Here is a 25,506-nt window from a genome sequence, read left to right as displayed (position 1 = left end):
GCCCCTCCGCCTCCTACCCCTGCCTTTTCCCCCTGTCGGCGCCCCTCACCTTCCGTCCGCCTCCCCCTTGTTCCACCATCAGGCGGGACCCCGTGAGCCGTTCGCCGAAGACATCGTCCGGGTTGGACAGGACGCAGGTGTCCAGGGAGAGGCAGCCGCAGCCGATGCAGTCGGTCAAGTGGTCGCGGAGGCGGTTCAGTTGCTGTATGCGTTCGTCCAACTCCGCGCGCCAGGCCTCCGACAGACGTGACCAGTCCTCGTGCGTGGGGGTGCGTTCCTCGGGCAGTTCGGCGAGGGCGTCGCGGATCGTGGCCAGGGGGATGCCCACGCGTTGCGCGGCGCGGACGAAGGCGACCCGTCGCAGGGTGTCACGGGTGTAGCGGCGCTGGTTGCCGGAGGTGCGGCGGCTGCTGATCAATCCCTTGGACTCGTAGAAGTGCAGGGCGGAGACGGCGGCGCCGCTACGGGCGGCGAGCTGGCCGACCGTGAGCTCGTGGATCTTCTCGGGGATCTGGGGCACGCGACAAACCTACCTACCCGTCACCGTGCCGGTCCGTTGACAGGAGCTTCCCGCGCTAGCATGCTAAGCAGTTGCTTAGGCATGGTTCCTTTGAGATACGCGACGCGAGAGGCCGGGACATGGCAGAACCGAGGATCTTCACGTTCGCCGACGACCTGAAGGCGGCGGTGGGTGAGCAGCTGGGGTACACGGACTGGCTGGAGGTCGACCAGAAGCGGATCGATCTGTTCGCGGAGGCCACCGGTGACCACCAGTGGATCCACATCGATCCGGAGAAGGCCGCCGCGGGGCCCTTCGGGACCACCATCGCCCACGGGTATCTCACGCTGTCGCTGCTTCCGCTCTTCGGCCCTCAGCTCATCAAGGTCGAAGGCGTGAAGATGGGCGTCAACTACGGAACGAACAAGGTCCGCTTCCCCGCACCGGTGCCGGTCGGTTCGCGACTGCGCGCCACCGCCACCATCACCGGCGTCGAGGATGTGGCGGGCGGCATCCAGGTGGCCGTCGCCTTCACCGTGGAGCGCGAGGGCGGTGACAAGCCGGTGTGCGTCGCCGAGTCGGTGGCCCGCTACTACCTCTGAGCCGGACCGCCTCCGGACCGGGCCGCCTCCGGACCGGATCGCCTCCGAGGCCGGGCGGGGGCTACTTCGCCCCCACCATCCGCAGCACGAGGTCGGCGTAGAGCGCGCCGACCTCGTCGGGCGTCCACGGGCCGTCGACGTTGAACCAGCGGGCAACGTCGATGCAGAGCGACAGGACGGCGAGGGTCGTGCCCTTCACGTCCAGTACGTCGAAGTCACCGGCCGCCACGCCGTCCTCGATGATCGCGCGCACCTCGGCGTCGCACTGCCGGCGCAGCGCGAGGATCTCGGCGCGGGCGTCGGGGCCGAGGGAGTCGAGTTCGTACTGCACGACGCGGGCAGTGGTGCGCCCCCCGGCGTGCCAGCGGACGAAGGAGCTGACGGCGTCGGCGAGCCGCTCGGCCGGGGTGCCCTCGCGGCGGGCCGCGGTCCGCAGGATGTCGAGGGCCTTCTCGTGGCCGATCCTGCTGATGCGGTGGAGGAGCTCTTCCTTGGTCTTGTAGTGGATGTAGAGCGCGGCCGGGCTCATGCCGGCGCGACCCGCGATGTCACGGGTCGTCGTGGCGTGGTAGCCGCGCTCGGCGAAGGCCTCCACGGCGGCGATCAGCAGCCGCCGGGCCGCGTCGGGCGTGACCTCACCCCACGCCGACGTCTCGCCGCCGGCCGTCTCCTCCGCCGTACTCATCGCTCACTCGCCCCTCTCGCTGACCGAACCACCACCATACCGCCGATGCTGAGCGAGCGCTTAGCGAGCCGGGCCGGAGGGGGGGGTCGGTCAGATCCGTCCGAAGTCGGTCAGATCTTCTCGAAGGGGTCGTGTTCCGCGAGCAGCTTCTCCAGCCGTGCCTGGTCGACCCGGCTGACGATCTGCCCCGCCTCCTGGCGGTCCCGGATGACCTTGGCCAGGGTGAACGCCGAGGTGACCAGATAAAGGACGGCGATGGCGAGAAACCCGCGCACCCAGGCGTCGGCGTTCAGCTGATAGATACCGATGCCGGTGGCGGCCATGGCTACCGCGAAGGAGGCCACGGCCTGACCGTAGAACGCCGCCGTGCTCTGCTGCTTGACCGGTGTGTCACTCATGGGGAACAGGGTCGGCTGCGGCGGCACCCGGCACATCCGCCGAAGTACTCAGACGCCTACTCAGACCGCCGGCTGCCGCCCGCGCTTCCGCGCGCCCGCGCGTCATCCGCCGAAGGTCTCGTCGATGGCAGGCATGGGAGCTCCCTCCGGATCCCATGTGCCGAGGAAGCCTGCCTGGCGACCGACGTCGACGAGTTCTATGCGCGCGCCGATGCTGTCCACGCGGTGATACACGAACGGACGGCCGTAGGGACAACCGGAGAAGTCCAAGGCGAAGCCCTCCCGTTCCATGCGTCGGGAGCCTTCGTCGACATCGCTCGACCAGAAGCCGAGGTGGTCGAACCTGGCTCCCTCCACCGCATGCCAGGGGCTGCCGGGAGCCCCCTCGATGAGCTCGATGAACGGTGGTCCACCGGTGGTGAACACGATCCGGTAGTCCCACTCGCCGAGCCGGTCGGACACGGGTTCGCTCCACTCGACCCCGGCAGCGCGCTGAAAGTCACGCATCGCTTGATCGAGATCCTGCACCGCGAAGCACACGTGGTAGAAGGCAACCATCTGCCCATGATCCGCAATGCGCCGCCGCAGAACCAGGGGTCACTTGTACCGGCTCACAGCACCCGGTACGACCCTCAGAACGCCGAAACCCCCGTCAGCGCCCGGCCGATGACCAGCTTCTGGATCTGGCTCGTGCCCTCGTAGAGGGTCATCACGCGGGCGTCGCGCAGCAGCTTGCCCGCCGGGTACTCGTCGATGTAGCCGTAACCGCCGAAGACCTGGAGGGCGTTGTTGGCGGCGCGGACGGCGGCCTCCGAGGCGAAGAGCTTGGCCTTGGAGGACTCGATGGCGAAGGGCAGCCCCCGGTCGATCAGGTCGGCGACCCGCCAGGTCAGCAGGCGGGCGGCGTCCACGTCGACGGCGATGTCGCTGATCAGCTCCTGGACCAGCTGGTGGTGGGCGATCGACTTGCCGAACTGCTCGCGTTCCCCGGCGTATCGGACGGCCGCGTCCAGCGCGGCCTGGGCTATGCCGACGCACCCCGCGGCCACCGACATCCGCCCCTTGGCCAGGGCGGACATCGCGACCGAGAAGCCCTTGCCCTCCTCCCCCAGCATGGCCGCCGCGGGCACCCGTACGTCGTCCAGGACCAGTTCGGCGGTGGCCTGGCCGCGCAGGCCGAGCTTGCCGTGGATGGTGCGGCGGGTCAGGCCGGGGGTGTCGGTGGGGACCAGGAAGGCGGAGACGCCCTTGTGGCCGGGCGCGTCGGTGGAGCGGGCGAAGAGCAGGACGACGTCGGCCCAGGTGCCGTTCGTGATGAACATCTTGGTGCCGTTGATGACGTAGTCGTCGCCGTCGCGCACCGCCCGCGTGGTGAGGTTGCCGGCGTCGGAGCCGGTGCCCGGCTCGGTGAGGCCGAAGCAGCCGACCAGCTCGCCCGCGGTGAGGCCCGGCAGCCAGCGGCGCTTGTGCTCCTCGCTCCCCCAGGCGGCGATCGTCTTGGCGACCAGGCCCAGCGAGACCGACACGATCCCGCGCACCGAGGAGTCGCCCCGGCCCAGCTCCTCCGTGACCAGGCAGTACGCGAGGTGGTCGCCGCCCGAGCCGCCGTACTCCTCGTCGATCGTCAGCCCCAGGAAGCCGACCTCGCCGAGCTTCTTGACGACTCCGCGGTCCACTTCCTCCGCCCGGTCCCACGCGACGACGTGCGGGGCGATCTCGCGGTCCACGAAATCCCGGGCGAGCTGCCGGACGGCGGTCTGTTCCTCGCTGAGCTCCAGGTTCATGCCGAGTCACCCCACAGAGAACGGACGTCGACGGCCGTACATTGAAAGCCGTACATTTAAATTAGCACTGCTAGTTTCCATTCGGCAGCCCTACTATGTGCGCCATGGCCCGACCGCGCAAGCCCCTCCTCAGCTACGACCGGATCGTCGAGACGGCGCGCGAACTCGTGGACGGGGAGGGCCTCGCGGCCGTCTCCACCCGCCGGCTCGCCGCCGAACTGGGCGTGAGCGGGCCGTCCCTCTACAACCACTTCCGCACCAAGGACGAGATCCTGGAGGCGGTCGCCGACTCGGTGAGCGCGCAGGTCGATCTGTCGATGTTCCAGGACGGCCGGGACTGGCGCACCGCACTGCACGACTGGGCCGTCTCCTACCGGGCCGCCCTGCGCGACCACCCGAACATCGTCCCGGTCCTCGCCCGCGGCCCCGGCCGCCGCCCCGCCGCGCTGCGGCTCGCCGACGCGGTCTACGGCGCGATGGTCGAGGCGGGGTGGCCACCGGCGCAGGCCACGTCCATCGGCGCGCTGATGCGGTACTTCATCATGGGCTCCGCGCTCGGCTCGTTCGCGGGGGGCTTCGTGGACGACGCGAGCGCGTACGACCCCGCCGACTATCCCCACCTCGGGCAGGCCCACCTCCTCGCCGACCAGCAGGAGAAGATCGACGAGCGAGCGTTCGAGACGGGGCTGACGGCGCTGCTGGACGGGCTTGCCCGGCAGTACGAGCAGGTCGGGCGGGCCGGGTAGCCACGGTTCGGTGACCGCCGAAGTGTCCGTACCGCATGCTGGGAGGCATGAGCAGCCGGGACCCGCAAGCGTCGCAGCTGGCCCGACTCGCCGGACTCATCGCCGACGAGACCCGGGCCGCCTGTCTGCTGGCGCTGCTCGACGGACGGGCGTGGACCGCGGGTGAGCTCGCGCGGCATGCCGGGGTCGCCGCATCGACGCTGAGCGAGCATCTGGGCAAGCTCGTCGCGGGCGGCCTGCTCGCCGAGGAGCGGCAGGGGCGGCACCGGTACGTGCGGCTCGCGGACGCGCGGGTCGCCCAGCTGGTGGAGGATCTGGCCGGGCAGGTGTCGCCGCATGCGGTGGTACGGCCGCGGAATCTACGGGAGTCCAGCGCGGGGTCCGCGATGGCGCGGGGGCGCACCTGCTACGACCATCTGGCGGGACGGCTCGGCATCACGGTCACCGATGCGCTGACCGTGCGGGGGCTGCTGCGGCAGGACACGGGGTTCGCGCTGACGGACGCGGGACTGCGATGGTTCGAGAACACCGGCATCCCCCTCGCCCGCACCGGCCGCCGCCCGCTGGCCCGAGCCTGCCTCGACTGGACCGAGCGCCGCCCCCACCTGGCGGGCATCGCGGGGGCGGCTTTGTGTCGGCATGCTCTGGACTCGGGATGGTGCGTGCGCATCGGTACCGAGCGTGCAGTGAAGGTAACCGCAACCGGCGAGCAAGCGCTGTCGGAGCTGTTGGGCATCAACCGGGCAACGCTGCGCTGAGCGCCCCGTCAGGGGCGCGGGGCTGTATCGATGTGCGGCTCCGCCGCGTGGGCGCGATCAACCACAACGCACCCGCGGACGGCCAACAACCCGTCCGAAATCCGCAAGCTTCCGAACCCCCAATTTCCTAACCTCAGGAGCATGATGAACCCCCGCCGCACCGAACTCCTCGCAACCGGAGCAGCCACCGTCACCGTCGTCCTGTGGGCCTCGGCCTTCGTCTCCATCCGCAGTGCGGGTGAGGAGTACTCGCCGGGCGCGCTCGCTCTGGGGCGGCTGCTGGTGGGGGCCCTGGTGCTGGGGGCCATCTGCCTTGTACGGCGGGAGGGGTTGCCCCCTCGGGCCGCCTGGCCCGGGATCGCGATATCGGGGCTGCTGTGGTTCGGGTTCTACAGCGTCGTGCTGAACTGGGGCGAGCAGCAGGTGGACGCCGGTACGGCGGCTCTCGTGGTGAACATCGGGCCCATCCTCATCGCGCTGTTGGGTGCACGCCTGCTCGGCGATCCGATGCCGCCGCGGCTGCTGGCCGGGATGGCGGTGTCGTTCGCCGGTGCGGTGACCGTGGGGCTGTCGATGTCGGGCGGGGGCGGATCATCGGTGCTCGGGGTGGTGCTGTGCCTGTTGGCCGCGGTCGGGTACGCGGGCGGTGTCGTCGCGCAGAAGCCGGCGCTCGGCCGTGCGAGCGCGCTCCAGGTGACGACGTACGGGTGTCTGGTCGGCGCGGTTCTGTGTCTGCCCTTCGCCGGGCAGCTGATCGGCGAGGTGGCCGAGGCGCCCCTGTCGGCCACGCTCAACATGGTCTACCTGGGCGTCTTCTCGCTGGCGCTCGCCTTCACGACCTGGGCGTACGCCCTGGCCCGTACGACCGCCAGCCGCATGGGCGCGACCACGTACGCGGTGCCCGCGCTGGTCGTGCTGATGTCGTGGCTGGCGCTGGGCGAGGTGCCGGGGCTGCTCACGCTGGCGGGCGGGGCGCTGTGTCTGGCGGGCGTCGCCGTGTCGCGGTCCGGGAAGCGGGCCGCTCGGATCGTGGCGGCCGCGCCGCAACCCGAGCAGACCCGCGAATCAGCGTGAGTCAGCGTGAACGCGCCCTGTCCGCAAGGACCTTGATGGACAGCAGCGCGATCACCGCGAGGGCGATGATGTAGCCGGAGACGGCCATCGAGGTGCCCGTGGCCTCCAGCAGCAGCACCATGACGAACGGGGCGAGGCCACCGCCCAGCACGGCCGCGATCTGGTAGCCGAGGGAGGCACCCGTGTAGCGCATCTCGGGCGTGAACAGCTCGGCGAACAGGGCGGCCTGGGGGCCGTACATGATGCTGAGGAAGCAGCTGGCGACGAACGTGCCGACGGCCAGCCACAGCAGCGAGCCGGTGTCGATCAGCAGGAACAGCGGTACGGCCCACAGGCCGATGCCGGCCGCGCCGAGCGCGTAGATGCGGATGCGGCCGATCTTGTCCGAGAGCGCGGCGGCGGCCGGGATCAGCACGAGCTGGGTGAGGCTGATGCAGAGCGAGACGGTGAGGACGGCGCTCTTCTTCATGCCGAGTTCGCGGGTCGTGTAGTCGAGCACGCCGGTGATGATGATGTAGAAGGTCGCGGTGTTCACGGCGAAGGAGCCGCCGGCGAGGAGCACCGTGCCGAGGTGGTCCTTCAGGATCGTGCGCAGGGGGGAGGACTGTTCGGCCTTCTCCTGCTCGGCCAGCTTCTTCTCCGCCTCCCGGAATTCGGGTGTCTCCTCGACGCGCGTGTGGATGTACCAGGCGAGCACGAGGACGAACAGGCCGACGAGGAACGGCACGCGCCAGGCCCAGGCCGCGAACTGGGCGTCGGTCGTGAAGGCTCCGGCCAGCAGGAACACCGTGTTGGCGGTCACCACGCCGATGGGCACGCCGAGTTGGACGAAGCTGCCGTAGACACCGCGCTTGCCCTCGGGGGCGTACTCGGTGGCCATCAGCATCGCGCCGCCCCACTGGGCGCCGACGGCGATGCCCTGCAGCACGCGGAAGGCGACCAGCAGGATCGGCGCGGCGACGCCGATCGTCTCGTACGTCGGGAGCAGGCCGATGCCGGTGGTGGCGAGGCCCATGAGGGTCAGCGCGAGGACCAGCATCGGCTTGCGGCCGCGCTTGTCCCCGAGCTGCCCGGCGACGATGCCGCCGAGGGGGCGGGCCAGGAAGCCGACGGCGAAGGTGGCGAAGGAGGCGAGTACCCCGGCGGTGGGGCTGCCGGCCGGGAAGTAGAGATCGCCGAGCACCAGGGCGGCGGCGATGCCGAAGACGAAGTAGTCGTACCACTCGACGGCGGAGGCGAGGGCTGCGGCGGTGGCTACGCGGCGGCGGTTGCCCGCGGCGGGAGCGGTGGTGGTGAGCGGCTGGGCGGAAGGTGCCGTGTCCATGCGTGCACACTCCGATGGGTGCGGGGACGGAACGGGGACAGAACCGGGGGGTGGCTCGGGTTCCGGGGAACGTACTGACCGGACGGTATGGACGTCAACGGGTCGTACCGCAGAAGTTTTGCCTGTACAGGGCACGCAGAGTGGGATCCGGGCATGCCGAAGGCCCCGGCCTCGTGCGGAGACCGGGGCATGTCCGAGCGGGCGTTAGAAGACCACCAGGGCCCGCCCGCCCTTCCCCGCGATCATGTTCTCGAACGCGGCCGGGATGCCCTCAAGGGCGATCCTTTCCGTCACCAGTGCGCCGAGGTCCAGGCGGCCCGCCCGCACGTGCTCGGCCAGTACCGGCACGTCCCGCGCCGGGTCGGAGTTGCCGTAGACGCAGCCGGAGAGGGTGCGGCCCCAGTGGAAGATCTCCAGGGCGTTGAAGGTGACCTGCTGGTCCTTGCCGCCGATGCCGACGACCGTGGTGCGGCCGCCGCGGCGGGTGGAGTCCCAGGCCGTGCGGATCGTGGCCGCGCGGCCCACGCACTCGACGGCGACGTCCACGCCCTGCTTGTCCGTCAGGCCCCGGATCTCGCGGGCCGTGTTCTCGGAGGCGATGACGAAGTCGGTGGCTCCCGCAGCGCGCGCCAGCTCCTCCTTCGCCGGGGAGACGTCGACTGCGACGATCTTCGCCGCGCCCGCGATCCGGGCCGACTGGAGGGCGGCAAGACCCACACCGCCGACGCCGAACACCGCGACCGTCTCGCCCTGTCGGACCCGCGCCGAGTGATGCACGGCGCCGTAGCCGGTGAGGACGGCGCAGCCCAGCAGGGCGGCGTCGGTGAGCGGGATGCCGTCGGGAAGCGGCAGGACGCAGCCCGCCGAGACGACCGTCTCCTCGGCGAACGCGGCGACGTTCAGGCCGGGGTGGAGGTCGGTGCCCTCGGCGGTACGGGCGTACACGTCGGCGGCGCCGTTCAGCGCGTTGGCGCACAGCCAGACCTCGCCGAGCCCACAGGCGTGGCAACGTCCGCAGGACGGCGCCCAGTTGAGGACGACGCCGTCGCCGGGCACGACATGGGTGACGCCCTCCCCCACGGCCACCACCGTGCCGGCGCCCTCGTGGCCGAGGACCGCGGGGACCGGGACGCGCATGGTGCCGTTGGACAGGGACAGGTCGGAGTGACAGACGCCGGCGGCGGCGAGGCGGACGTGGACCTGGCCGGGGCCGGGGGCCGGGAGGTCGATGTGGGCGACCTCCAGAGGAGCGCCCACGGCGGGAAGAACTGCTGCGCGAACCACGTGAAGGCTCCTCAGAACTGCAGGGACTTGGTCTGGAGGTACTCGGTCAGGCCGTGCGCGCCGAGTTCGCGCCCGACACCCGACTGCTTGTACCCGCCGAAGGGGGCGAGGGGGTTGAAGCGGCCGCCGTTGATGTCGACCTGCCCGGTGTCCATACGGCGGGCGAAGGCGACCGCCTCCGCCTCCTCGCCCGCCCAGACGGCACCCGCGAGGCCGTAGACCGTGCCGTTGGCGATCCGCAGGGCGTCCGCCTCGTCCTCGTACCGCAGGATCGACAGGACGGGGCCGAAGATCTCCTCCTGCGCGATGGTCATCTCGGGTGTCACGTCGGCGAAGACGGTCGGGCTGACGAAGCAGCCCTGCTCGCGCGGTGCTTCGGTACCGCCCGCGACCAGCCGCGCTCCTTCGGCGACGCCCTTCTCGATGTAGCCGAGCACCCGCTCCTGCTGCTTGGCGCTCACCACCGGCCCGATGCGCTCGCCGTACTTCGCGGCGGCGGCCGCGGCCAGCTCCACGGCCTCGTCGTACTGGTCCCGGTGCACGAGCATCCGCGTCCAGGCGCTGCAGGTCTGCCCGGAGTTGGACATGACGTTGGCGACGCCGACGTTGACCGCCTTGGCCAGGTCGGCGCTCGGCAGGATGACGTTGGCGGACTTGCCGCCCAGCTCCAGGGCGACCTTCTTGACGGCCGCGCCGGCCACCATGGCGATCTGCCGGCCGACGGCCGTGGAGCCGGTGAAGGAGACCAGGTCGACGTCCGGGTGCTCGGCGAGCGCCTGGCCCGCGACCGGACCGCGCCCGGTGACCAGGTTGAAGACACCCGCGGGGACACCCGCCTCGTGCACCGCCTCGGCGAAGAGCTGGGCGACCAGCGGGGTGTCCTCGGCCGGCTTCAGGACGACCGTGCAGCCGGCGGCCAGCGCCGGGGCGGCCTTGGCGACGATCTGGTGGAGCGGGTAGTTCCAGGGCGTGATGGCGCCGACCACACCGATCGGCTCGTGATACACGGTCGAGTTGCCGACCTTCTCCTCGAAGGCGTACGTCGCCGCCAGCTCGGCGTACGAGCCCGCGACCGCGATCGGCACGCCCGCGTGGACCGCCTGCGAGAAGTTCAGCGGCGAGCCGAGCTCGGCGGTGACCGTCTCGGCGATCTCGTCCTTGCGGGCCGCCAGGACGTCCCGGAGGGCGGCCAGCCGCGCGGCCCGTTCGGCGGGCGGGGTCGCGGCCCAGCCCGGGAGGGCGGCGCGGGCGGCCCGTACGGCGGTGTCGACGTCGGCGGCGGTACCGGCCGGGACCCGGCCGATGACCTGCTCGTCGGCCGGGTTGACCACCTCGATCACATCCCCGCCGGCCGCGGGGCGCCAGGCGCCGTCGATGTACATGCCGTCGTGTGCCTTCATCGCGCTTCCTCCTGGGCGGGGCGCCTCGTGGTACGGCTGTCGTCGTCCGGCTCACAAACTAGCGGCGTTAGTTTTTGTGCGCCAGCCACCCCATGACATCAGAAGCCGACGCGCGTCTCGCATTGACGTGCGATTCGGCAGCGCCCTGAAGGGGCGCGGGCTGTCTCGATATGCGGCACTTCCCATCCTGGCCTCACCGGCGGAGCCCCTGTCACTCCTCCAGATCCGGCAGCCGGTCCGGGGCCGGGCAGATGCGGTCGCCGTGCTGGTCGAAGACGAACAGATGGGCGAGGTCGACGAGGAGCGGGACGTGCATGCCGTGCCGGAGTTCGATGTCGGGCGTGGTGCGGACGATGAGATCGCCGGGGAGGCGGCCCTCGGGCGGTGCCTGCTCGGACCCGGTGTCGGCCGGGTCGTCGAGGGCCACCACCGGGCCGGCTCGCAGGGCGCCCGCGCGTTCCCTGAGGCGATTCAGGACCGTGCCGCCCTCGCGTCGACGGCGGCGCGTGGGGCGGGCGGCCGGACGCGGGGCCTCCAGTTCCGGTACGAGGGCCGGACGGGAGCCGGTGTTGAAGTGGACGAGGACCTCGTGGCCCTGGAACTCCACATGCTCGACCAGGCCGGTGATGTGCACCTCGCCGGGGCGGGCGGCGGCGGGCTTGGCGATGCGGATCGCCTCCGAGCGCAGGCCCACGATGACCTCGCGGCCCTGCTGCACGCGCAGTAACTGGTGGTCCAGGCACAGGGGTTCGGGCAGCCTGAGGTACTGCTTGCCGAGACTGATGGTCATCGCCCCGTCGAGCGGGGCGCGTACGACGCCGCGCAGGAGGTTGATGCGCGGGGTGCCGATGAAGGCGGCGATGAAGACGTTGCGGGGCAGGGCGTACACCGAGCGCGGGGTGCCGACCTGCTGCAGGACGCCGCCGCGCAGGACGGCGACCCGGTCGCCGAGCGACATCGCCTCGGCCTGGTCATGGGTGACGTAGACCGTGGTGACGCCCAGCTTCCGGGTGAGGCCGGAGATTTCGGCGCGCAGGTGGTTGCGGAGCTTGGCGTCGAGGTTGGACAGCGGCTCGTCCATCAGGAACGCGGCGGGGTGGCGGGCGATGGCCCGGCCCATGGCGACGCGCTGGCGTTCGCCGCCGGAGAGCTGGGCGGGGAAGCGGTCGAGGAGGTCCTCGATGCCCAGCATGCGGGCGGTGGCGTCCACGCGGGGGCGCGGGTCCGCGCCGGGCGACTCGATGCGCAGCGGGAAACCTATGTTGTCGCGGCTGGTCATGCTCGGGTAGAGGGCGAAGTTCTGGAAGACCATCGCCATCTGCCGGTCGGCGGGCAGCAGGTCGTTGGCGTACTCGCCGTCCAGCAGCAGCTCGCCCTCGTCGATCTCCTCCAGTCCGGCGATCATTCTGAGCACGGTGGACTTGCCGCACCCGGAGGGCCCGAGGAGGACGAGGAACTCGCCGGGCTCGATGTCCAACGAGAGCCGGTCCACGACGCGGACACCTCGTGTGTAGGACTTGCTCACGTCGTGCAGGGAGATGGCGCGTGTCATGACTGCTGCCCCCGGGGGCCGGCCGGAGCGCCGCTGCTCCGTGGGTCCGAAGGCCCCGTGCGGGTCGTACGGGGCCTGTGAGTCACGGAAGTTAACGGAATGTACCCGGAGTGGGGAAGACATCGGTCACTTCGCCGCGGTCAGGGCATCGGTCACTTCGTCGCGGTCAGGTGGGCGAAGACCACCACGTTGCTGGTGTATCCGTTCTGTCGGTCGAAGAGGCCGCCGCAGGTGAGCACGCGGATCTCCGGGCGCCGGGTCGGGCCGTAGACCTCCTTGTCGGGGAAGTTCGCCTTGTCGTAGACCTTGACCCGGTCCACGGTGTAGACGGCCGTACGGCCGTCCTCGCGCCGCGCCTCGATCTTCTTGCCGCGCTTCACCGAGGCGAGTCCGGCGAAGACGGCACGGCCGGTTGTCGTGTCACGGTGGCCCACGGCGATCGCGACGCCCCGCTCACCGGGCGTGGCACCGCCCCGGTACCAGCCGATGAGATTCGGGTCGTCGACCGGCGGCGTCTCCAACTCCCGGCTGCCGGTGAGACCGATGCCGGTGATCGGGGCGTCGATGCCCAGGGACGGGATGCGGACGGACGTCGGCCGCGAGCGCGGCAGCGGGCGGGGCGGGGGTGTGGGCTCGGCGGCCGCCACGGCATGCCGTCCGTCGGGTCCGTCCGGCGCGATCGCGTCGTGGTCGCCCCCGCACCGGACCACCACCGTCACGAGGACCACCGTCAGCACGGCCGTCCTGGCGAGGCGGTAGGCGCGGGTCCGGTACCAGGGCCTGCGTCTGCGCCTACGCGGCACCATCGGGCTGCCGGCGGGTCCTCCGGAAGTACACGGTGCCGCCGACCGCTGTCAGGCCCACCACCGCCGCGCCCGCCACCGGCGCGTACGCGGCCACGGTGTCGACGAGCCCGCCACCGCCCGCGTGCACACCGCCCCTCGGACCGTGGTCGTCACCGCGCCCCCAGCCTTCCTCGCCCCGCTCGTTGTCCTCGATCCGCCCGCGCGGACCGTCCTCCCTGCCGTCCTCCCTGCCGTCACCCCTGCCGTCACCCCTGCCGTCACCCCGGCCGTCCCCCCTGCCGTCGCCGTCCCGTCGGTCGTCGTGGCACCTGACGCGGAAGACCTTCTCCCTCGGGGGGATGCCCGTCACGACCCAGGTGAGCTTGTACTGCCCTTCCGCGAGCCCCAGCACATCACTGTGCCCGGCACCCCCGGCGAGTTGAATGGCGCCGGTGACGGTGGCACCGGTGGGCAGCGGAGGCTGCGGCGAGATGGTGTAGGTGATCGACGCGAGGATGTCGAAGTTGACGGCGTCCAGGTAGAACCGGCAGACCACCGCGTCGTCCTTCGGGACCCCGAAGGGCACGCCCTCGCGGTGGATCCGGATGTCGCCGTTCTCCCCTTGGGCCGACGCGGTCGGCGCCGCCACCCACGACATACCGGCCGCGGCGAGGGCGGTGAGGACGACTGTGGCGCCCGCGCGGGCGCGGAAGGTACGTGAGGGTGTCAGGGTGGGCATACACGCTCCTCGAATCAGACGATTTTCATACAAATCGTTCTTTCGCCTGACTCTCCGTCACGCGCACCGCGACGCGCCGCACGACGTCCGGCGCGTCGTCAGATTTCGCTCGTCCGGCGCAGTCCGGGACGCTTCGGCCGCTCCGTGGTGTCCGTTCCGGGCCCTCCGGGCCGCTTCGGCGTGCGCACCGCGACCCCCGCCGACAGCAGCAGCAACGCCGCCAGCATCAGGAACGGCGCCGCCGCCCCCGCGACGCCCGCGACCAGGCCCGCCGACGCCGGGGCGGCGACCTGGCCGAGGCGGTTGCCGGTCAGGCGCAGGGCGAGGGCGGTGGACCGGGCGCCCTCAGGGGCGGCCTGGACGACCGTCGTCATGGACAGCGGCTGTCCGACACCGAGGCAGAAGCCCAGCACCGCCAGCATCAGGGCCAGCGCCCACACGGGCACCGGCAGCGCGATCCCGGCGCACAGCAGGGCGGCCAGCAGACACGTCACCGTCAGCAGCGTGGTGCGGCCGAGCAGCCGCAGCAGGGGCGTCAGGACCAGGCGGCACGCGATGGTGGCCGCCGCGCGCAGGCTGAGCAGGAGGCCGATCACGGACGGCGCGATGCCCCGGTGCTCACCGACCACCGGGAGGTAGGCGGTGAGGATGTCGGTCGCGGACAGCACGGCGAGGCTGATGAAGATGCCGGCGGGCACACCGCGGGCGCGCAGTATGCGCCGTACGGCCACGCGTCCGCCTTGTTCCTCACGGGACTTGGCCGTCGTACGGCTCTCTATGCGCCACAGCGAGGTGAGCGCGACCGCGCCGCCCGCCCCCGCCACCACCAGGGCGAGGGCGCTGGTGCCCGCCATGTCCCGGCCGCCGATCAGCGCGCCCGCGGCGATCGGGCCGACCAGCTGGCCGAGGGAGGCGCCGATGGTGAAGTGGCCGAAGTTGCGGTCCTGTTCGTGCGGGGCGGACTGGCGGGCGACCAGCGACTGGGCGCCGATGACGAAGCAGAGGTGGCCGAGGCCCATCACCCCGCTCCAGACCGCCATCGCCCAGAGGGTGTCCGCGAGGCCGCTCATCGCGCAGCCGCCCGAGATGAGGACGACTCCGACGGGCAGCAGCGGCGCGCAGCGGCCGTGGTCGGTACGGCGGCCCAGCGGGACCGCGGCGAACAGCGGGAGCAGGGCGTACACGCCCGCGATCACGCCGATCGCCCGCTCGTCCGCACCCAACGCCAGCGCCCGGTAGGAGACGGCGGGCCGGGCCATCGACACCGCCCCCTGCGCGAAGCTGAAGGCGATGACGAGGCGGAGCAGCCAGCCGCGGTTCCCACCGGGCGCCATGATCAGATCCTCCGTGGAAAGGTCAGATGATTCCGAAGAGCATCCCTGCCCCGAGGATGACGAGGCATGTGAGGGCGGCCCACTTCACGACGAACTTGGTGTGGTCTCCGAACTCCACCTTGGCCATGCCGACCAGGACGTACACGGCAGGAACGAGCGGGCTCGACATGTGCAGCGGCTGGCCGACCAGGGAGGCGCGGGCCATCTCCAGCGGGGAGACACCGTGGGCGGCACCGGCCTCGGCGAGCACCGGAAGGACACCGAAGTAGAAGCCGTCGTTGGACATGAAGTAGGTGAGCGGGAGGCTCAGCAGACCGGTGACCAGGGCCATGTGCGGGCCCATGCCCTCGGGGATGACGTCCACCATCCAGCGGGCCATGTGGTCGACCATGCCGGTGCCCTGGAGGACGCCGGTGAAGACGGCGGCGGCGAAGACCATGCCGGAGACGTTGAGGACGTTGTCGGCGTGGGCGGCGAGGCGGGCCTTCTGGTCCGGGATGTGCGGGAAGTTCACGGTGAGCACGAGGGCGGCGCCCAGCAGGAACAGCACCGGGATCGGCAGCCACTCCATGATCATGGCGGTCAGCAGGGTTGCCGTGACCAGCGCGTTGAACCAGTACAGCTTGGGGCGCAGGGTGGCGCGGTTCGGGTCGAGGACCGCGAAACGCTCCTCCTCGCCGTCCTCCGCGTCGGTGCCGGAGCCGGTGCCGCCGGTGGTCACGGGGGTCTTCGGGTCACCGGAGCCGCCGGCACCCACGAGAACCGTCTCGGACTCCTTCTCCTCGACCTTCTCCTCCACCAGGACCTCGTCGAGCGTCAGCACACCCAGGCGCTTGCGCTCGCGCAGGCCGAGGAAGTACGAGAGGACGAAGACGGCCAGCAGGCCGACGAGCAGGGCCGGGATCATCGGGACGAAGATCTCGCTGGCGTCGAGCTTGAGCGCGGTGGCGGCACGGGCGGTCGGGCCGCCCCACGGCAGGGTGTTCATCACGCCGTTGGCCATGGCGGCGACACCGGTCATCACGACCAGGCTCATCTTCAGGCGCTTGTAAAGCGGGTACATCGCCGAGACCGTGATCATGAAGGTGGTCGAGCCGTCGCCGTCGAGCGAGACGATCGCGGCGAGGATCGCCGTGCCGACGACGATCCGCATCGGGTCGGCCTTGGCGAACTTCAGGATCCCCCGGACGATCGGGTCGAAGAGGCCGACATCGATCATCACTCCGAAGTAGACGATCGCGAACATCAGCATCGCCGCCGTGGGGGCGAGGCTGGTGACGCCGTCGATGACGTAGTCACCGAGTTTGGCGCCCTTTCCGACGAACACGCAGAACAAAGCCGGAATCAGCACGAGCGCCGCGATCGGCGACATCTTCTTCATCATGATCAGGACCAGGAAGGTCGCGATCATGGCGAAGCCAAGGATGGTCAGCATGAGTGGATACCTAACGTTCGCCCTTGAACGACCCACCAGGGCCGGCGGTGCGTTGACGTTAGGTCCCGTCAAGCGACGTTAACAAGACGTTGACACGCGAGCAATAAGCGCAAAACTCCAGGTCAGCGCTTTGCTCAGGTCAGAGGCGTGATCCTTTCGGCCACCGGTACCACCTCGACGGACACCCCGTTGAGGACCGCGTTGCCCGACAGCGGGTCGAGCAGGCTGCCGTCGAGGAGCTGGTTGACGTTGACGCCGGGCTCTTTCAGCGCATGGTTCAGCCGGGTGCCGGGCCGGTCGTGGCCCCAGCCGTGCGGCAGGCTGACGACGCCGGGACGCACGCCGTCGGTGACCTCCGCCGGGGCGGTGACCTCTCCCCCGGCGCCCTTGATCCGCACCGGCGCCCCGTTCGCGACGCCGAGCCGTTCGGCGTCCTCCGGGTGGATGTGCAGGGTGCATCGGTTGGTCCCGCCGGTGAGGGCGGGGACGTTGTGCATCCAGCTGTTGTTGGACCGCAGATGCCGGCGCCCGACGAGGACGAGCCCCTCGGGACGCTCGTGCAGGGCCTGCCTCAGGCGCGGCAGATCGTCGACGATCGGCCGCGGCAGCAGCTCGACCTTGCCGCTCGGCGTCTTCAGCGGCTGCGGCAGCCGGGGGCGGAGCGGGCCGAGGTCGATGCCGTGCGGATACGCCAGCAGCCGCTCCAGGTTCAGCCCGTCCGGCCGTACGCCGAAGCCGTCACCGTAAGGGCCGAGGCGCAGCATCATGTCGAGCCGGCGCTCGGGGCCGGTGTCACCGTGGAGCTGCGCGGCGAGCTCCTGCGGGTCGCGGCCGTGCACCGGGGAGTGCGCTTCCTGCACCGACTTGCCGAGGGTCTGCCCGATGACCAGGTCGTCGACGGCCGACGGGTCGGCGCCATGCATGCCGGTCGCGGCGAGGATCAGCCGGGCCAGGATCTCCGTCTCGGCCATGCGGCCGGGCTCCAGTGGGACGGCGGGCCGGCTGTAGCGGACCTGGTTGCGCACCGCGAGGGTGTTGAAGGCGAAGTCGTGGTGCGGGCTCTGCGAGGGCGGGGGCGGCGGCAGTACGACGTGGGCGTGGCGCGAGGTCTCGTTGAGGTAGGGGTCGACGCTGACCATGAAGTCGAGCGAGTCGAGGGCCTTGTCGAGCCGGTCGCCGTCGGGCACCGACAGGACGGGGTTGGCGGCGACCGCGATGACGGCCCGGACCGGCTCGCCCTCCTCGGTCGCGGTGTCGATCTCCTCGGCCAGCGCGGAGATCGGCAGCTCGCCCTTGGCCTCGGGGTGGCGGCTGACCCTGGAGTGCCAGCGCCCGAGCGCGAAACCGTGGCTGGGCCCGGCGGGGCGGGGTGTCCTGTCGGTGGCCGCCTGCGGGAAGAGGGCGCCGCCGGGGCGGTCGAGGTTGCCGGTCAGGATGTTCAGTACGTCGACCAGCCAGCTGGCGAGGGTGCCGTGCGGGACGGTGCAGCTGCCGATGCGGGCGTAGACGGCGGCGGTGGGCGCGGCGGCGAGTTCGCGGGCGAGGGTGCGGATGGTGCCGGCGTCGATGTCACAGGCGGCGGCCACGGCCTCGGGGGTGAAGTCCCTTACTTCCGCGCGGAGTTCGTCCAACCCGAGGAGATGCGGGGCCAGCTCGCCGGTGTCCACCAGGTCTTCTTCGAAGAGCACATACGCCATCGCTGCGAGGAGCAGCGCATCCGTCCCGGGGCGGATGGCGAGGTGCCGGTCGGCGAGTTTGGCGGTGCGGGTGCGGCGCGGGTCGATGACGGTGAGGGTGCCGCCGCGGGCCTTGAGCGCCTTGAGCTTGCCCGGGAAGTCGGGCGCGGTGCACAGGCTGCCGTTGGACTCCAGCGGGTTGGCGCCGATCAGCAGCAGGTGGTCGGTGTGGTCGAGGTCGGGTACGGGGATCGCGTGGGCGTCACCGAAGAGCAGTCCGCTGGAGACGTGCTTGGGCATCTGGTCGACGGTGGATGCGGTGAAGATGCTGCGGGTGCGCAGTCCGGCGAGCAACACCGGCGGGTAGAGGGCGCCGGCCATGGTGTGCACGTTGGGGTTGCCGAGGACCACGCCCACCGAGTTGGGCCCGTACCGCTCGATGACGGGCCGGATCCCGGCGGCCACCGCGTCGAAGGCCTCCTCCCAGGTGGCCTCGCGCAGTTCGCCGTCCCTGCGCACGAGCGGGGTGCGCAGCCGGTCCGGATCACCGTCCACGGCGCCGAAGGAGGCGCCCTTGGGGCAGATGAACCCTTGGCTGAACACGTCGTCGCGATCGCCGCGGGCACCGGTGACCTGGGTTCCCTCGATGGTGAGGGTCAGGCCGCAGGTGGCCTCGCACAGGGGGCAGATGCGCAGTGCGGTGCGGGACACGGGTCCTCCCGAGGTGGCGGCGGCGGTGACGCGATTTCGGGACCGAGCATACCGACCGGTATGGACGGTGGGGAGCCCTCGCGCCTCAAAGGGGCGCGAGGCTGTTTGAATATGCGGCTCCGCCGCGATGGGGGTCCCCCCTGCTCGAGCGAAGCCGAGAGCTTGGGGGAGCGACCGGCCACAACAGGCCCGCGGACGACAGACGGCCTACCGCGGCACCTCCCGCGGAGCGTCCAGCACTCGTGCCAGATACGCCCGCAGCATCTCCCGCGCCTCCTCGATGATCCGCTCGTCGCCCTCCGGTGCCATCCGGAAGGCGAGATGGACGAGCGTGTCGGCGGTCTCGACGGCGATGAGGAAGGTGCGGCGCAGATCGTCGTCCGGCTCGCGCTCGAGGTAGCCGGAGAGCAGTTCGGTGAGCCGGTCGGCGACACGGTGGTTGGGTTCGCTGCGCGCGCCGACCGGGATCTGGTTGCCGAAGTCGACGAGGGAGAAGCCGGGCGCGGTCCGCTTCATGGCCAGGTACTCGTCGAGTACGACGTCCATGGCCGCCCGCCAGCCTCCGTCCCCCCTCTCCTTGAGGCGCTCGGTGACGCGGGCGGTGAAGCGCTCGAGGTTGCGCTGGGCGAGGGCGTCGGCCATCTGCCGCTTGTTGCCGAAGAAGCGGTAGACCGAGCCGATGGGGACGCCGGCACGCTGGGCGACGGCCCGGGTGCTCAGGTCGTCGTAGCCGACCTCGTCGAGGAGGTCGGCGCACGCGTCGAGAATCCTGGTGAGCCGTTCGGCACTGCGCCGCTGCACGGGCGCCCGGCGAAGCGATGCTGGGTGGGGCACGGTGTTCATGATGCCTTTCCGGCTCGATCCGGTGAACCCTGCCCCCCGGTACGGGAGCGGGCACCGGGCGCACTCAGTGCCGTGGGGGACGCACTCGACGTCGGCGTCGCGGTCGTCTCCGCCTCCGACGCCGTGAGGGCGGCCGTGCTCTCCACGGGGTCGCCGTCCACTGCCCACACCGTGCCGTCGTCGGCGTACAGCCGCACGGTGACCTGGTGCGTGCCGCGCGGGACGAGCCCCGGCGCGAGGCGGCACTCGGGGGCACGCAGCCTGGTGACGAGCCGGCCGTCCACGAAGAGGTACGCCAGCCCGCGGCCGGCCACCGCCCGCGCCTGCGTGCCGACGGGCGAGAGGCGGAAGCCGCGCAGGGTCAGCCGTACGTCCCAGCTGCCGTGGCCGACCGGATCCGGCTGCACCTCTATGCCGACCTCGGGGGCGTCGCCCTCGTCCACCTCGCGGTAGTGCCGCCCCGCGTCGTCGGTTTCGTCGAGGACCTCGCCCACCGGGGAGGACGACACCCCGTTCTCGCCCTGTTCCCGCGCATCACCGGCCCCGCAGCCCGCGGTTCCGGTCAGCAGCAGGACACAGACCGCGAGCGCGGCGAGCAGGGTCCGCGTCCACGACATGACCGGGAGACTAGAACACCGGTCCGACAGTCGGATCCCCCTGAAGTCTGGTTCTGGTCGTCCCTCCAGAGGAGGTCCGGCCGATCTCTTGCGCCCGGACAACCGCAATCCTACGGTGAAGCATAGGAATCAGATACTCGAGGGAGCGATCATGAGCGATGGGGGCACCTCCCACGCGAGCGTGTTCGAGCGTGGGCGAGCGCGGAAGACCGCGGAAGGGCTGACCTACCTCTCCGGTTTCGGCAACGAGCACACCTCGGAGGCGGTGCCCGGCGCCCTCCCCGAGGGCCGCAACTCACCGCAGCGGGCCCCGCTGGGCCTGTACGCGGAGCAGTTGAGCGGTACGGCCTTCACCGAGCCGAGGGCCCACAACCGCCGCTCGTGGCTGTACCGCATCCGCCCGTCGGCCGCGCACCCGGAGTTCACCCGCACGGACAACGGCGCGATCCGTACGGCCCCCTTCACCGAGTCGGTGCCCGACCCCAACCGCCTGCGCTGGAACCCCCTGCCCGAGCCCGCACCCGGGACCGATTTCCTCGCGGGTCTGTGGACCCTGGGCGGCAACGGCGACGCGACCCAGCGCGCCGGCATGGCCGTGCACCTGTACCACGCCAACTCCTCGATGGCCCGCGTCTTCAGCGACGCCGACGGCGAGCTGCTGATCGTGCCGGAGCACGGCGGACTGCTGCTGCACACGGAGTTCGGGCTGCTGCATGTAGAGCCGGCACATGTCGCACTGATTCCGCGTGGGGTGCGCTTCCGTGTGGAGCTGCTGGATGCTTCCGCGCGCGGTTATGTGTGCGAGAACTACGGGGCGCCCTTCCACCTCCCCGACCTCGGGCCGATCGGCGCCAACGGCCTGGCTAACGCGCGGGACTTCATGGCGCCCGTGGCGGCGTACGAGGAGGTCGAGGGCCCGGTGGAGGTGGTGAACAAGTTCTGCGGCAACCTCTGGACGGCCACGTACGACCACTCACCGCTCGACGTGGTCGCCTGGCACGGCAACCATGTGCCGTACGTCTACGACCTTCGCCGCTTCAATGTGATCGGCACGATCTCCTACGACCACCCCGACCCGTCGATCTTCACGGTGCTGACGTCCCCGTCGGACACGCCGGGCCTCGCGGGCGTCGACTTCGTCGTGTTCGCCCCACGCTGGCTGGTGGGCGAGGACACCTTCCGGCCGCCGTACTTCCACCGGAACGTGATGAGCGAGTACATGGGCCTCATCGAGGGCGCCTACGACGCGAAAGCGGAGGGTTTCGTGCCGGGCGGCGGCTCGCTGCACAACATGATGTCGGCGCACGGACCGGACCGGGAGACGTTCGACCGCGCGAGCGCGGCGGAGCTGAGGCCGCAGCGGATCGACGACGGCCTGGCCTTCATGTTCGAGACCCGCTGGCCGGTGACGCTGACCCCGCAGGCCGCAGGGGCGAAGCACCTGCAGCGACGCTACGACGACGTCTGGCAGGGCCTGGAGCGCCACTTCCGCCCGTTGCACTGACCGATCCGCGAAAGGTACGGATAGCCCGTGACCTCCTTCGCCCCGGACTCGATCGTCCTGAACCGCAAGCTGCCGCTCTGGTACCAGGTGTCGCAGTCGCTGCGCGCCTCGATACTGGGCCGCCACCCGCACGACCCGCTGCGCCTGCCCACCGAGGAGCAACTGGCGGAGCACTACGGCGTGAGCGTGCTGACCATGCGGCAGGCGCTGAAGGAGCTGGAGGACGAGGGCCTGATCACGCGCCACCGCAGACGCGGCACGTTCATCGAGCCGGACGCCCGCCGGGGTGCCCCCGTGCGGCTGCTCGGCTCGGTGGACGCGATCGTGGCACAGCAGTCCGGCATGACGACCGAGCTGCTGGACCACGGCCACGCGCCGGTGCCGGCCGAACTCGCGGAGTACTTCCCGGACGTCGACGAGGTGGCGACGTATCACCGCCTGCGCAGCGACGAGAAGACGGGCGAGCCGACCAACCACGCCCGCAACTACGTGCGCCCCGAACTGGCCGCGCGCATCGACCTGGACGACCTGGTCCGCTGGCCGATGACCAAGGTGCTGCGGGACTCCGTCGGGGCGGACATCAGCCGCATCACGGACACGGTCGAGGCCCGCCTGGCCGACCCGGAGACGGCACGGTTGCTCCAAGTCCCGCTGCTGAGCCCGATCCTGCACTACACGGGCGTGACCTACGACACGGACGGCCGGGTTCTCGACGCGGCGGTCATCCACTACCGGGGCGACCGCTTCTCCTTCACGGTGACCCTGGAGGCCAACTGACCCCGGTGTCGCACCCAGGTCGTACGATGCCCAGCGTGACGCACGACGACGCTCCGCTGCTCGCGGACCTCATGCCGTGGTCCGTCGCACCGCCGCGGCTGGGCCGGGCGTGGCCGACGGGCCCCGACGCGGCGTCCCTGAAGGCCCGCTGGGACGCACTCGTGAAGGCCGAGGGCCCCGACCGGGAGGCCCTGCTGGAGCCGACGCGCTCGCGGACCCTGCACTCGGCGGTCGGGCAGTTGCCCGGCCAGTCCACCGGCACCGAGAAGCTGCTCCGCGCCTCGGGCCCCTGCCCTGAGCCGGTACGCGTCCTGCTGGCCCCCTTCGACGAGCAGTGGCTGATCCCCGACCACCGTCTGATCGACGCCGCCCGCCCCGAGCTGTGGCGGGTGGCGGACGAGCACCAGATCTTCGTCCTGGAGACGCCCGACTCCGCCCTGCTGGCGACATCGCTGCTCCCGCTGCTCCGCCCGGGCCGCGTCCGCCCCCTCTACCGCCGCCCCGGCGCCGAGGAACCCAATCTCGCCCCGGGCCTGCTGCGGCACCTGGCCGCCCGGCTGGGCCACGCCCCCGCACCGGTCGACGTCCTCGCCTGGATCCTGGCAGCGACCCGCCCCGACCTCACCGTGCCCCTCACCGACGACTCCGAACTGTGGTCACAGGGCGTCGAGTTGGGCCACCGCATGCTCTGGCTGATGCGCCGCGACGGCAACCGCCCCAAGCTCCCGGGCGGCCGCCGCCCCTACGTCCGCGCCCCGCTCCCGACCCGCCCGCTGACCCTCGACTACGACCGCGACGAGGAGACCCTCCACCTCGACGAGGGCCGCATCTCCCCCGTGCCGCAGGAAGCGTGGGACTTCGAGGTGGGCGGAGTACGGGTCCTGGAGCAGTGGTTCACCACGCGCACGACAGCCCCGGAGGCAGGCACTCTGTCGGCGATCCGCCCGGCAACCTGGCAGCAGGCATGGACGTCGGAGCTACTGGAACTGATCACGGTCCTCGCGTTGCTGGCGGAACTACGGCCGCAGCGGGACGAGTTGACGGTGAAGGATCCGATCACGACAGCGGAGCTGCGCGAGGCAGGAGTCCTCCCGGCACCGGAGTCCGCCCGCCGCCCGGCATCGGTCTTGGACCACCACGAGGAAGGCCCGGAAGGCCAGTTCGCGCTGGTCTAGTTCCTGGGCTCAAAGGCGTCGAGCATCCGGCTCACCATCAACTCGAAGGCCGCGTCCAGATCGATCGGCCCCTGATCCTCCGCGAACGCCGCCGCCATCCTCGGATACGCCCCGGTAGCCACCTGACTCCCGAGATACGCGATCCGCACCGCGTTCTCCTCCTCCGCCGACCACGGCAACGACCGCGTCCGCTCGGCGGTGGCCAGCTCGGTCGCGACGTACGAGGTCACACATCCGTTCAGCATCCCGACGAGCTGCATCTTCATGCCGTAGGTCGTCTCCAGCGGATCCAGGCAGGCCAGACAGTGCTCCAGATACCGCAGGGCGTTCGGAGAGAACCCGTAGATCGGTGACATCAGCCGCGTCAGCCACGGATGCCGGTGCATCAGCGCCCGCGTCTGCCCGGCGACCCGGCGCATGTCCGCCCGCCAGTCCCCGCCCGGCTCCCACACCTCGTGCTCCGCGCTGACCGCGTCCACCATCAGCTCGTACAGGTCCTCCTTGCGGGGGACGTAGTTGTACAGCGACATCGTCCCGCACCCCAGCTCGCCCGCGACATGCCGCATGGAGACCGCGTCAAGGCCCCCGGCGTCCGCCAGCCGCACGGCCACGGCCGCGATGTCGGCCCGGGTGAACGCCGGTTTCGGCCCACGCCCGGTCCGCTCGGGTCGCGCCCAGATCACTCCGGGTTCGGCCGTCCTGCCCGCCATCGATCATCACCTCGACCACCATCCTAGTTACGTACAGCGTACGTAGTGCGCTATGGTCGGGACATGACTTCTACGTACGCTGTACTTAGTGAAGGTCTGGAGAAGCGATTCGGCGAGGTCCATGCTTTGCGCGGGCTCGATCTGGCCGTCGCGCAGGGCACCGTGTGCGGACTCCTCGGGCCCAACGGCGCCGGGAAGACCACGGCGTTGAGGCTCCTCACCACCCTCCTGCGTCCGGACGCGGGCTCGGCACGTGTCGCCGGGCACGACCTGCTCCGGGAGCCGGCGGCCGTGCGCCGCCGCATCGGCGTCACCGGCCAGTACGCCTCGGTCGACGGCGACCTCACCGGACGCGAGAACCTCCGGCTGTTCGCCCGGCTGCACCGGGTGCGCGGGCCGGCCGAGCGGGCCGGCGAGCTCCTGGACCGTTTCGGCCTGACCGAGGCGGCCGACCGGCCGGCGTCCACCTACTCGGGCGGCATGCGGCGCCGGCTCGACCTGGCGGCGAGTCTCGTCCGCCGCCCCGACGTGCTGTTCCTCGACGAGCCCACGACCGGTCTGGACCCCGCCAGCCGCAACCGGATCTGGGACGCCGTACGGGAGCTGACCTCCGAGGGCACCACCGTGCTGCTGACCACGCAGTACCTGGAGGAGGCCGACCAACTCGCCGACGACATCGCCCTGCTGGACCGGGGGCGGGTCGCGCACACGGGTTCACCGGCCCAGTTCAAGGCGGTCATCGGTGCGCACGTCGAGGTCGTCGTCACCGACGCCGACGACATGAGGAGGACCGCGGCCGTGCTGGATCAACTCACCGGAGCGGAACCGTCGTTCGACCACGAGCGGCGCGCCGTCGGCGCGGTCACCCGGGACGCCACGCTCACGCTGCCCCGCCTGGTGCGCGAACTGGACGCGGCGGGCGTGCCGTTGCTCGATGTGAGCATCCAACCCCCCACCCTCGACGACGCGTTCCTGCGACTCACCGAGGAGCGTGCGGCATGAGTTCCCTGAGTCAACCTCTAGGCAGGCTGGGGTGCGCTGTCCGTGTTTCTGGTCTTGCTGTTGGTTTGGTGGATCGTGGGGTCGTAGCACGT

At 71.0% G+C, this 25,506-nt stretch carries 25 protein-coding genes; 8 read left to right on the top strand and 17 right to left on the bottom strand.

What is annotated here, in order from left to right; translation table 11 throughout:
- Positions 1 to 13: 13 nt before the first annotated feature.
- A complete protein-coding gene (soxR, locus tag IF78_RS0136250) occupies positions 14 to 520 on the bottom strand; it encodes a redox-sensitive transcriptional activator SoxR (RefSeq protein WP_031486971.1) in 507 nt (168 codons plus the stop codon).
- A 119-nt stretch (positions 521 to 639) separates the two neighbouring features.
- On the opposite strand from soxR, the gene IF78_RS0136245 reads away from it, so the two are divergent.
- The gene (locus IF78_RS0136245) at positions 640 to 1,101 is read left to right on the top strand and encodes a MaoC family dehydratase (RefSeq protein ID WP_031486970.1); all 462 of its coding nucleotides are present in this window, start codon (positions 640 to 642) and stop codon (positions 1,099 to 1,101) included.
- Positions 1,102 to 1,162: 61 nt separating this feature from the next.
- Here IF78_RS0136245 and IF78_RS0136240 read toward each other — a convergent pair whose 3' ends face one another.
- From IF78_RS0136240 to IF78_RS0136225, 4 genes are all read right to left on the bottom strand, one after another.
- On the bottom strand, positions 1,163 to 1,786 hold the full coding sequence (locus tag IF78_RS0136240) for a TetR/AcrR family transcriptional regulator (protein ID WP_031486969.1): 624 nt from the start codon (positions 1,784 to 1,786) through the stop codon (positions 1,163 to 1,165).
- Between the two features lie 110 nt (positions 1,787 to 1,896).
- Positions 1,897 to 2,184, bottom strand: a complete 288-nt coding sequence (locus IF78_RS0136235; protein WP_019756158.1) for a YiaA/YiaB family inner membrane protein — start codon at positions 2,182 to 2,184, stop codon at positions 1,897 to 1,899.
- A 102-nt stretch (positions 2,185 to 2,286) separates the two neighbouring features.
- The gene (locus IF78_RS0136230) at positions 2,287 to 2,742 is read right to left on the bottom strand and encodes a VOC family protein (RefSeq protein WP_031486968.1); all 456 of its coding nucleotides are present in this window, start codon (positions 2,740 to 2,742) and stop codon (positions 2,287 to 2,289) included.
- A gap of 74 nt (positions 2,743 to 2,816) precedes the next feature.
- The gene (locus tag IF78_RS0136225) at positions 2,817 to 3,968 is read right to left on the bottom strand and encodes an acyl-CoA dehydrogenase family protein (RefSeq protein ID WP_031486967.1); all 1,152 of its coding nucleotides are present in this window, start codon (positions 3,966 to 3,968) and stop codon (positions 2,817 to 2,819) included.
- A gap of 104 nt (positions 3,969 to 4,072) precedes the next feature.
- Here IF78_RS0136225 and IF78_RS0136220 point away from each other — a divergent pair, with 104 nt between their 5' ends.
- The 3 genes from IF78_RS0136220 to IF78_RS0136210 all read left to right on the top strand — a co-directional run bounded on the left by IF78_RS0136220 (position 4,073) and on the right by IF78_RS0136210 (position 6,546).
- Positions 4,073 to 4,714 (top strand): TetR/AcrR family transcriptional regulator, encoded by a 642-nt coding sequence (locus IF78_RS0136220; protein WP_031486966.1) that lies wholly within the window; start codon positions 4,073 to 4,075, stop codon positions 4,712 to 4,714.
- Positions 4,715 to 4,749: 35 nt separating this feature from the next.
- A complete protein-coding gene (locus IF78_RS0136215) occupies positions 4,750 to 5,472 on the top strand; it encodes an ArsR/SmtB family transcription factor (protein WP_031486965.1) in 723 nt (240 codons plus the stop codon).
- A 144-nt stretch (positions 5,473 to 5,616) separates the two neighbouring features.
- Complete coding sequence (locus IF78_RS0136210; protein WP_031486964.1) at positions 5,617 to 6,546, top strand: DMT family transporter; 930 nt, start codon at positions 5,617 to 5,619, stop codon at positions 6,544 to 6,546.
- Position 6,547: 1 nt separating this feature from the next.
- Here the strand turns inward: IF78_RS0136210 and IF78_RS0136205 are convergent, their stop codons facing one another.
- The 11 genes from IF78_RS0136205 to IF78_RS0136155 all read right to left on the bottom strand — a co-directional run bounded on the left by IF78_RS0136205 (position 6,548) and on the right by IF78_RS0136155 (position 20,246).
- Positions 6,548 to 7,870: an MFS transporter gene (locus tag IF78_RS0136205; RefSeq protein ID WP_031486963.1), complete on the bottom strand. Its 1,323-nt coding sequence runs from the start codon at positions 7,868 to 7,870 to the stop codon at positions 6,548 to 6,550.
- Positions 7,871 to 8,074: 204 nt separating this feature from the next.
- Positions 8,075 to 9,154 carry a Zn-dependent alcohol dehydrogenase gene (locus IF78_RS0136200; protein ID WP_031486962.1) on the bottom strand — a complete coding sequence of 360 codons (1,080 nt, stop codon included), beginning with the start codon at positions 9,152 to 9,154 and terminating at the stop codon, positions 8,075 to 8,077.
- A gap of 11 nt (positions 9,155 to 9,165) precedes the next feature.
- Entirely contained in the window at positions 9,166 to 10,554 is a 1,389-nt protein-coding gene (locus IF78_RS0136195; protein ID WP_031486961.1) for an aldehyde dehydrogenase family protein, read from the bottom strand.
- A gap of 211 nt (positions 10,555 to 10,765) precedes the next feature.
- Complete coding sequence (locus IF78_RS0136190; RefSeq protein ID WP_031486960.1) at positions 10,766 to 12,106, bottom strand: ABC transporter ATP-binding protein; 1,341 nt, start codon at positions 12,104 to 12,106, stop codon at positions 10,766 to 10,768.
- Positions 12,107 to 12,258: 152 nt separating this feature from the next.
- Positions 12,259 to 12,912 (bottom strand): class F sortase, encoded by a 654-nt coding sequence (locus IF78_RS0136185; RefSeq protein WP_031486959.1) that lies wholly within the window; start codon positions 12,910 to 12,912, stop codon positions 12,259 to 12,261.
- Entirely contained in the window at positions 12,899 to 13,630 is a 732-nt protein-coding gene (locus IF78_RS0136180) for a hypothetical protein (RefSeq protein WP_031486958.1), read from the bottom strand. Before IF78_RS0136180 ends, IF78_RS0136185 begins: the two co-directional genes overlap by 14 nt.
- A gap of 98 nt (positions 13,631 to 13,728) precedes the next feature.
- The gene (locus tag IF78_RS0136175; RefSeq protein ID WP_031486957.1) at positions 13,729 to 14,964 is read right to left on the bottom strand and encodes an MFS transporter; all 1,236 of its coding nucleotides are present in this window, start codon (positions 14,962 to 14,964) and stop codon (positions 13,729 to 13,731) included.
- Positions 14,965 to 14,986: 22 nt separating this feature from the next.
- Positions 14,987 to 16,435, bottom strand: a complete 1,449-nt coding sequence (locus IF78_RS0136170) for a CitMHS family transporter (protein ID WP_324617300.1) — start codon at positions 16,433 to 16,435, stop codon at positions 14,987 to 14,989.
- 98 nt (positions 16,436 to 16,533) lie between these two features.
- Entirely contained in the window at positions 16,534 to 18,786 is a 2,253-nt protein-coding gene (locus IF78_RS0136165) for a molybdopterin oxidoreductase family protein (protein WP_031486955.1), read from the bottom strand.
- 207 nt (positions 18,787 to 18,993) lie between these two features.
- Positions 18,994 to 19,629: a TetR/AcrR family transcriptional regulator gene (locus tag IF78_RS0136160; protein WP_031486954.1), complete on the bottom strand. Its 636-nt coding sequence runs from the start codon at positions 19,627 to 19,629 to the stop codon at positions 18,994 to 18,996.
- Positions 19,626 to 20,246, bottom strand: a complete 621-nt coding sequence (locus IF78_RS0136155) for a hypothetical protein (RefSeq protein ID WP_031486953.1) — start codon at positions 20,244 to 20,246, stop codon at positions 19,626 to 19,628. The genes IF78_RS0136160 and IF78_RS0136155 overlap by 4 nt, the downstream gene beginning before the upstream one ends.
- A gap of 151 nt (positions 20,247 to 20,397) precedes the next feature.
- Here IF78_RS0136155 and hmgA point away from each other — a divergent pair, with 151 nt between their 5' ends.
- Genes hmgA through IF78_RS0136140 form a run of 3 tightly spaced genes read left to right on the top strand, consistent with a single transcriptional unit; the run spans position 20,398 to position 23,702 of the window.
- Positions 20,398 to 21,750, top strand: a complete 1,353-nt coding sequence (gene hmgA, locus IF78_RS0136150; protein ID WP_031486952.1) for a homogentisate 1,2-dioxygenase — start codon at positions 20,398 to 20,400, stop codon at positions 21,748 to 21,750.
- 27 nt (positions 21,751 to 21,777) lie between these two features.
- The gene (locus IF78_RS0136145; protein WP_031486951.1) at positions 21,778 to 22,527 is read left to right on the top strand and encodes a GntR family transcriptional regulator; all 750 of its coding nucleotides are present in this window, start codon (positions 21,778 to 21,780) and stop codon (positions 22,525 to 22,527) included.
- Between the two features lie 26 nt (positions 22,528 to 22,553).
- Positions 22,554 to 23,702 carry a type ISP restriction/modification enzyme gene (locus IF78_RS0136140; RefSeq protein ID WP_031486950.1) on the top strand — a complete coding sequence of 383 codons (1,149 nt, stop codon included), beginning with the start codon at positions 22,554 to 22,556 and terminating at the stop codon, positions 23,700 to 23,702.
- On the opposite strand, the gene IF78_RS0136135 is transcribed toward IF78_RS0136140, so the two are convergent.
- Complete coding sequence (locus tag IF78_RS0136135) at positions 23,699 to 24,412, bottom strand: TetR/AcrR family transcriptional regulator (protein ID WP_031486949.1); 714 nt, start codon at positions 24,410 to 24,412, stop codon at positions 23,699 to 23,701. The two genes, IF78_RS0136140 and IF78_RS0136135, sit on opposite strands and share 4 nt — an antisense overlap.
- 63 nt (positions 24,413 to 24,475) lie before the next feature.
- Between IF78_RS0136135 and IF78_RS0136130 the strand changes: the two genes are divergently transcribed.
- The gene (locus IF78_RS0136130; RefSeq protein ID WP_031486948.1) at positions 24,476 to 25,414 is read left to right on the top strand and encodes a daunorubicin resistance protein DrrA family ABC transporter ATP-binding protein; all 939 of its coding nucleotides are present in this window, start codon (positions 24,476 to 24,478) and stop codon (positions 25,412 to 25,414) included.
- Positions 25,415 to 25,506: the final 92 nt, after the last annotated feature.

The organism is Streptomyces bicolor (assembly GCF_000719285.1).
Classification (GTDB): domain Bacteria; phylum Actinomycetota; class Actinomycetes; order Streptomycetales; family Streptomycetaceae; genus Streptomyces; species Streptomyces bicolor.
This window is presented reverse-complemented; position numbering and strand designations above follow the sequence as displayed.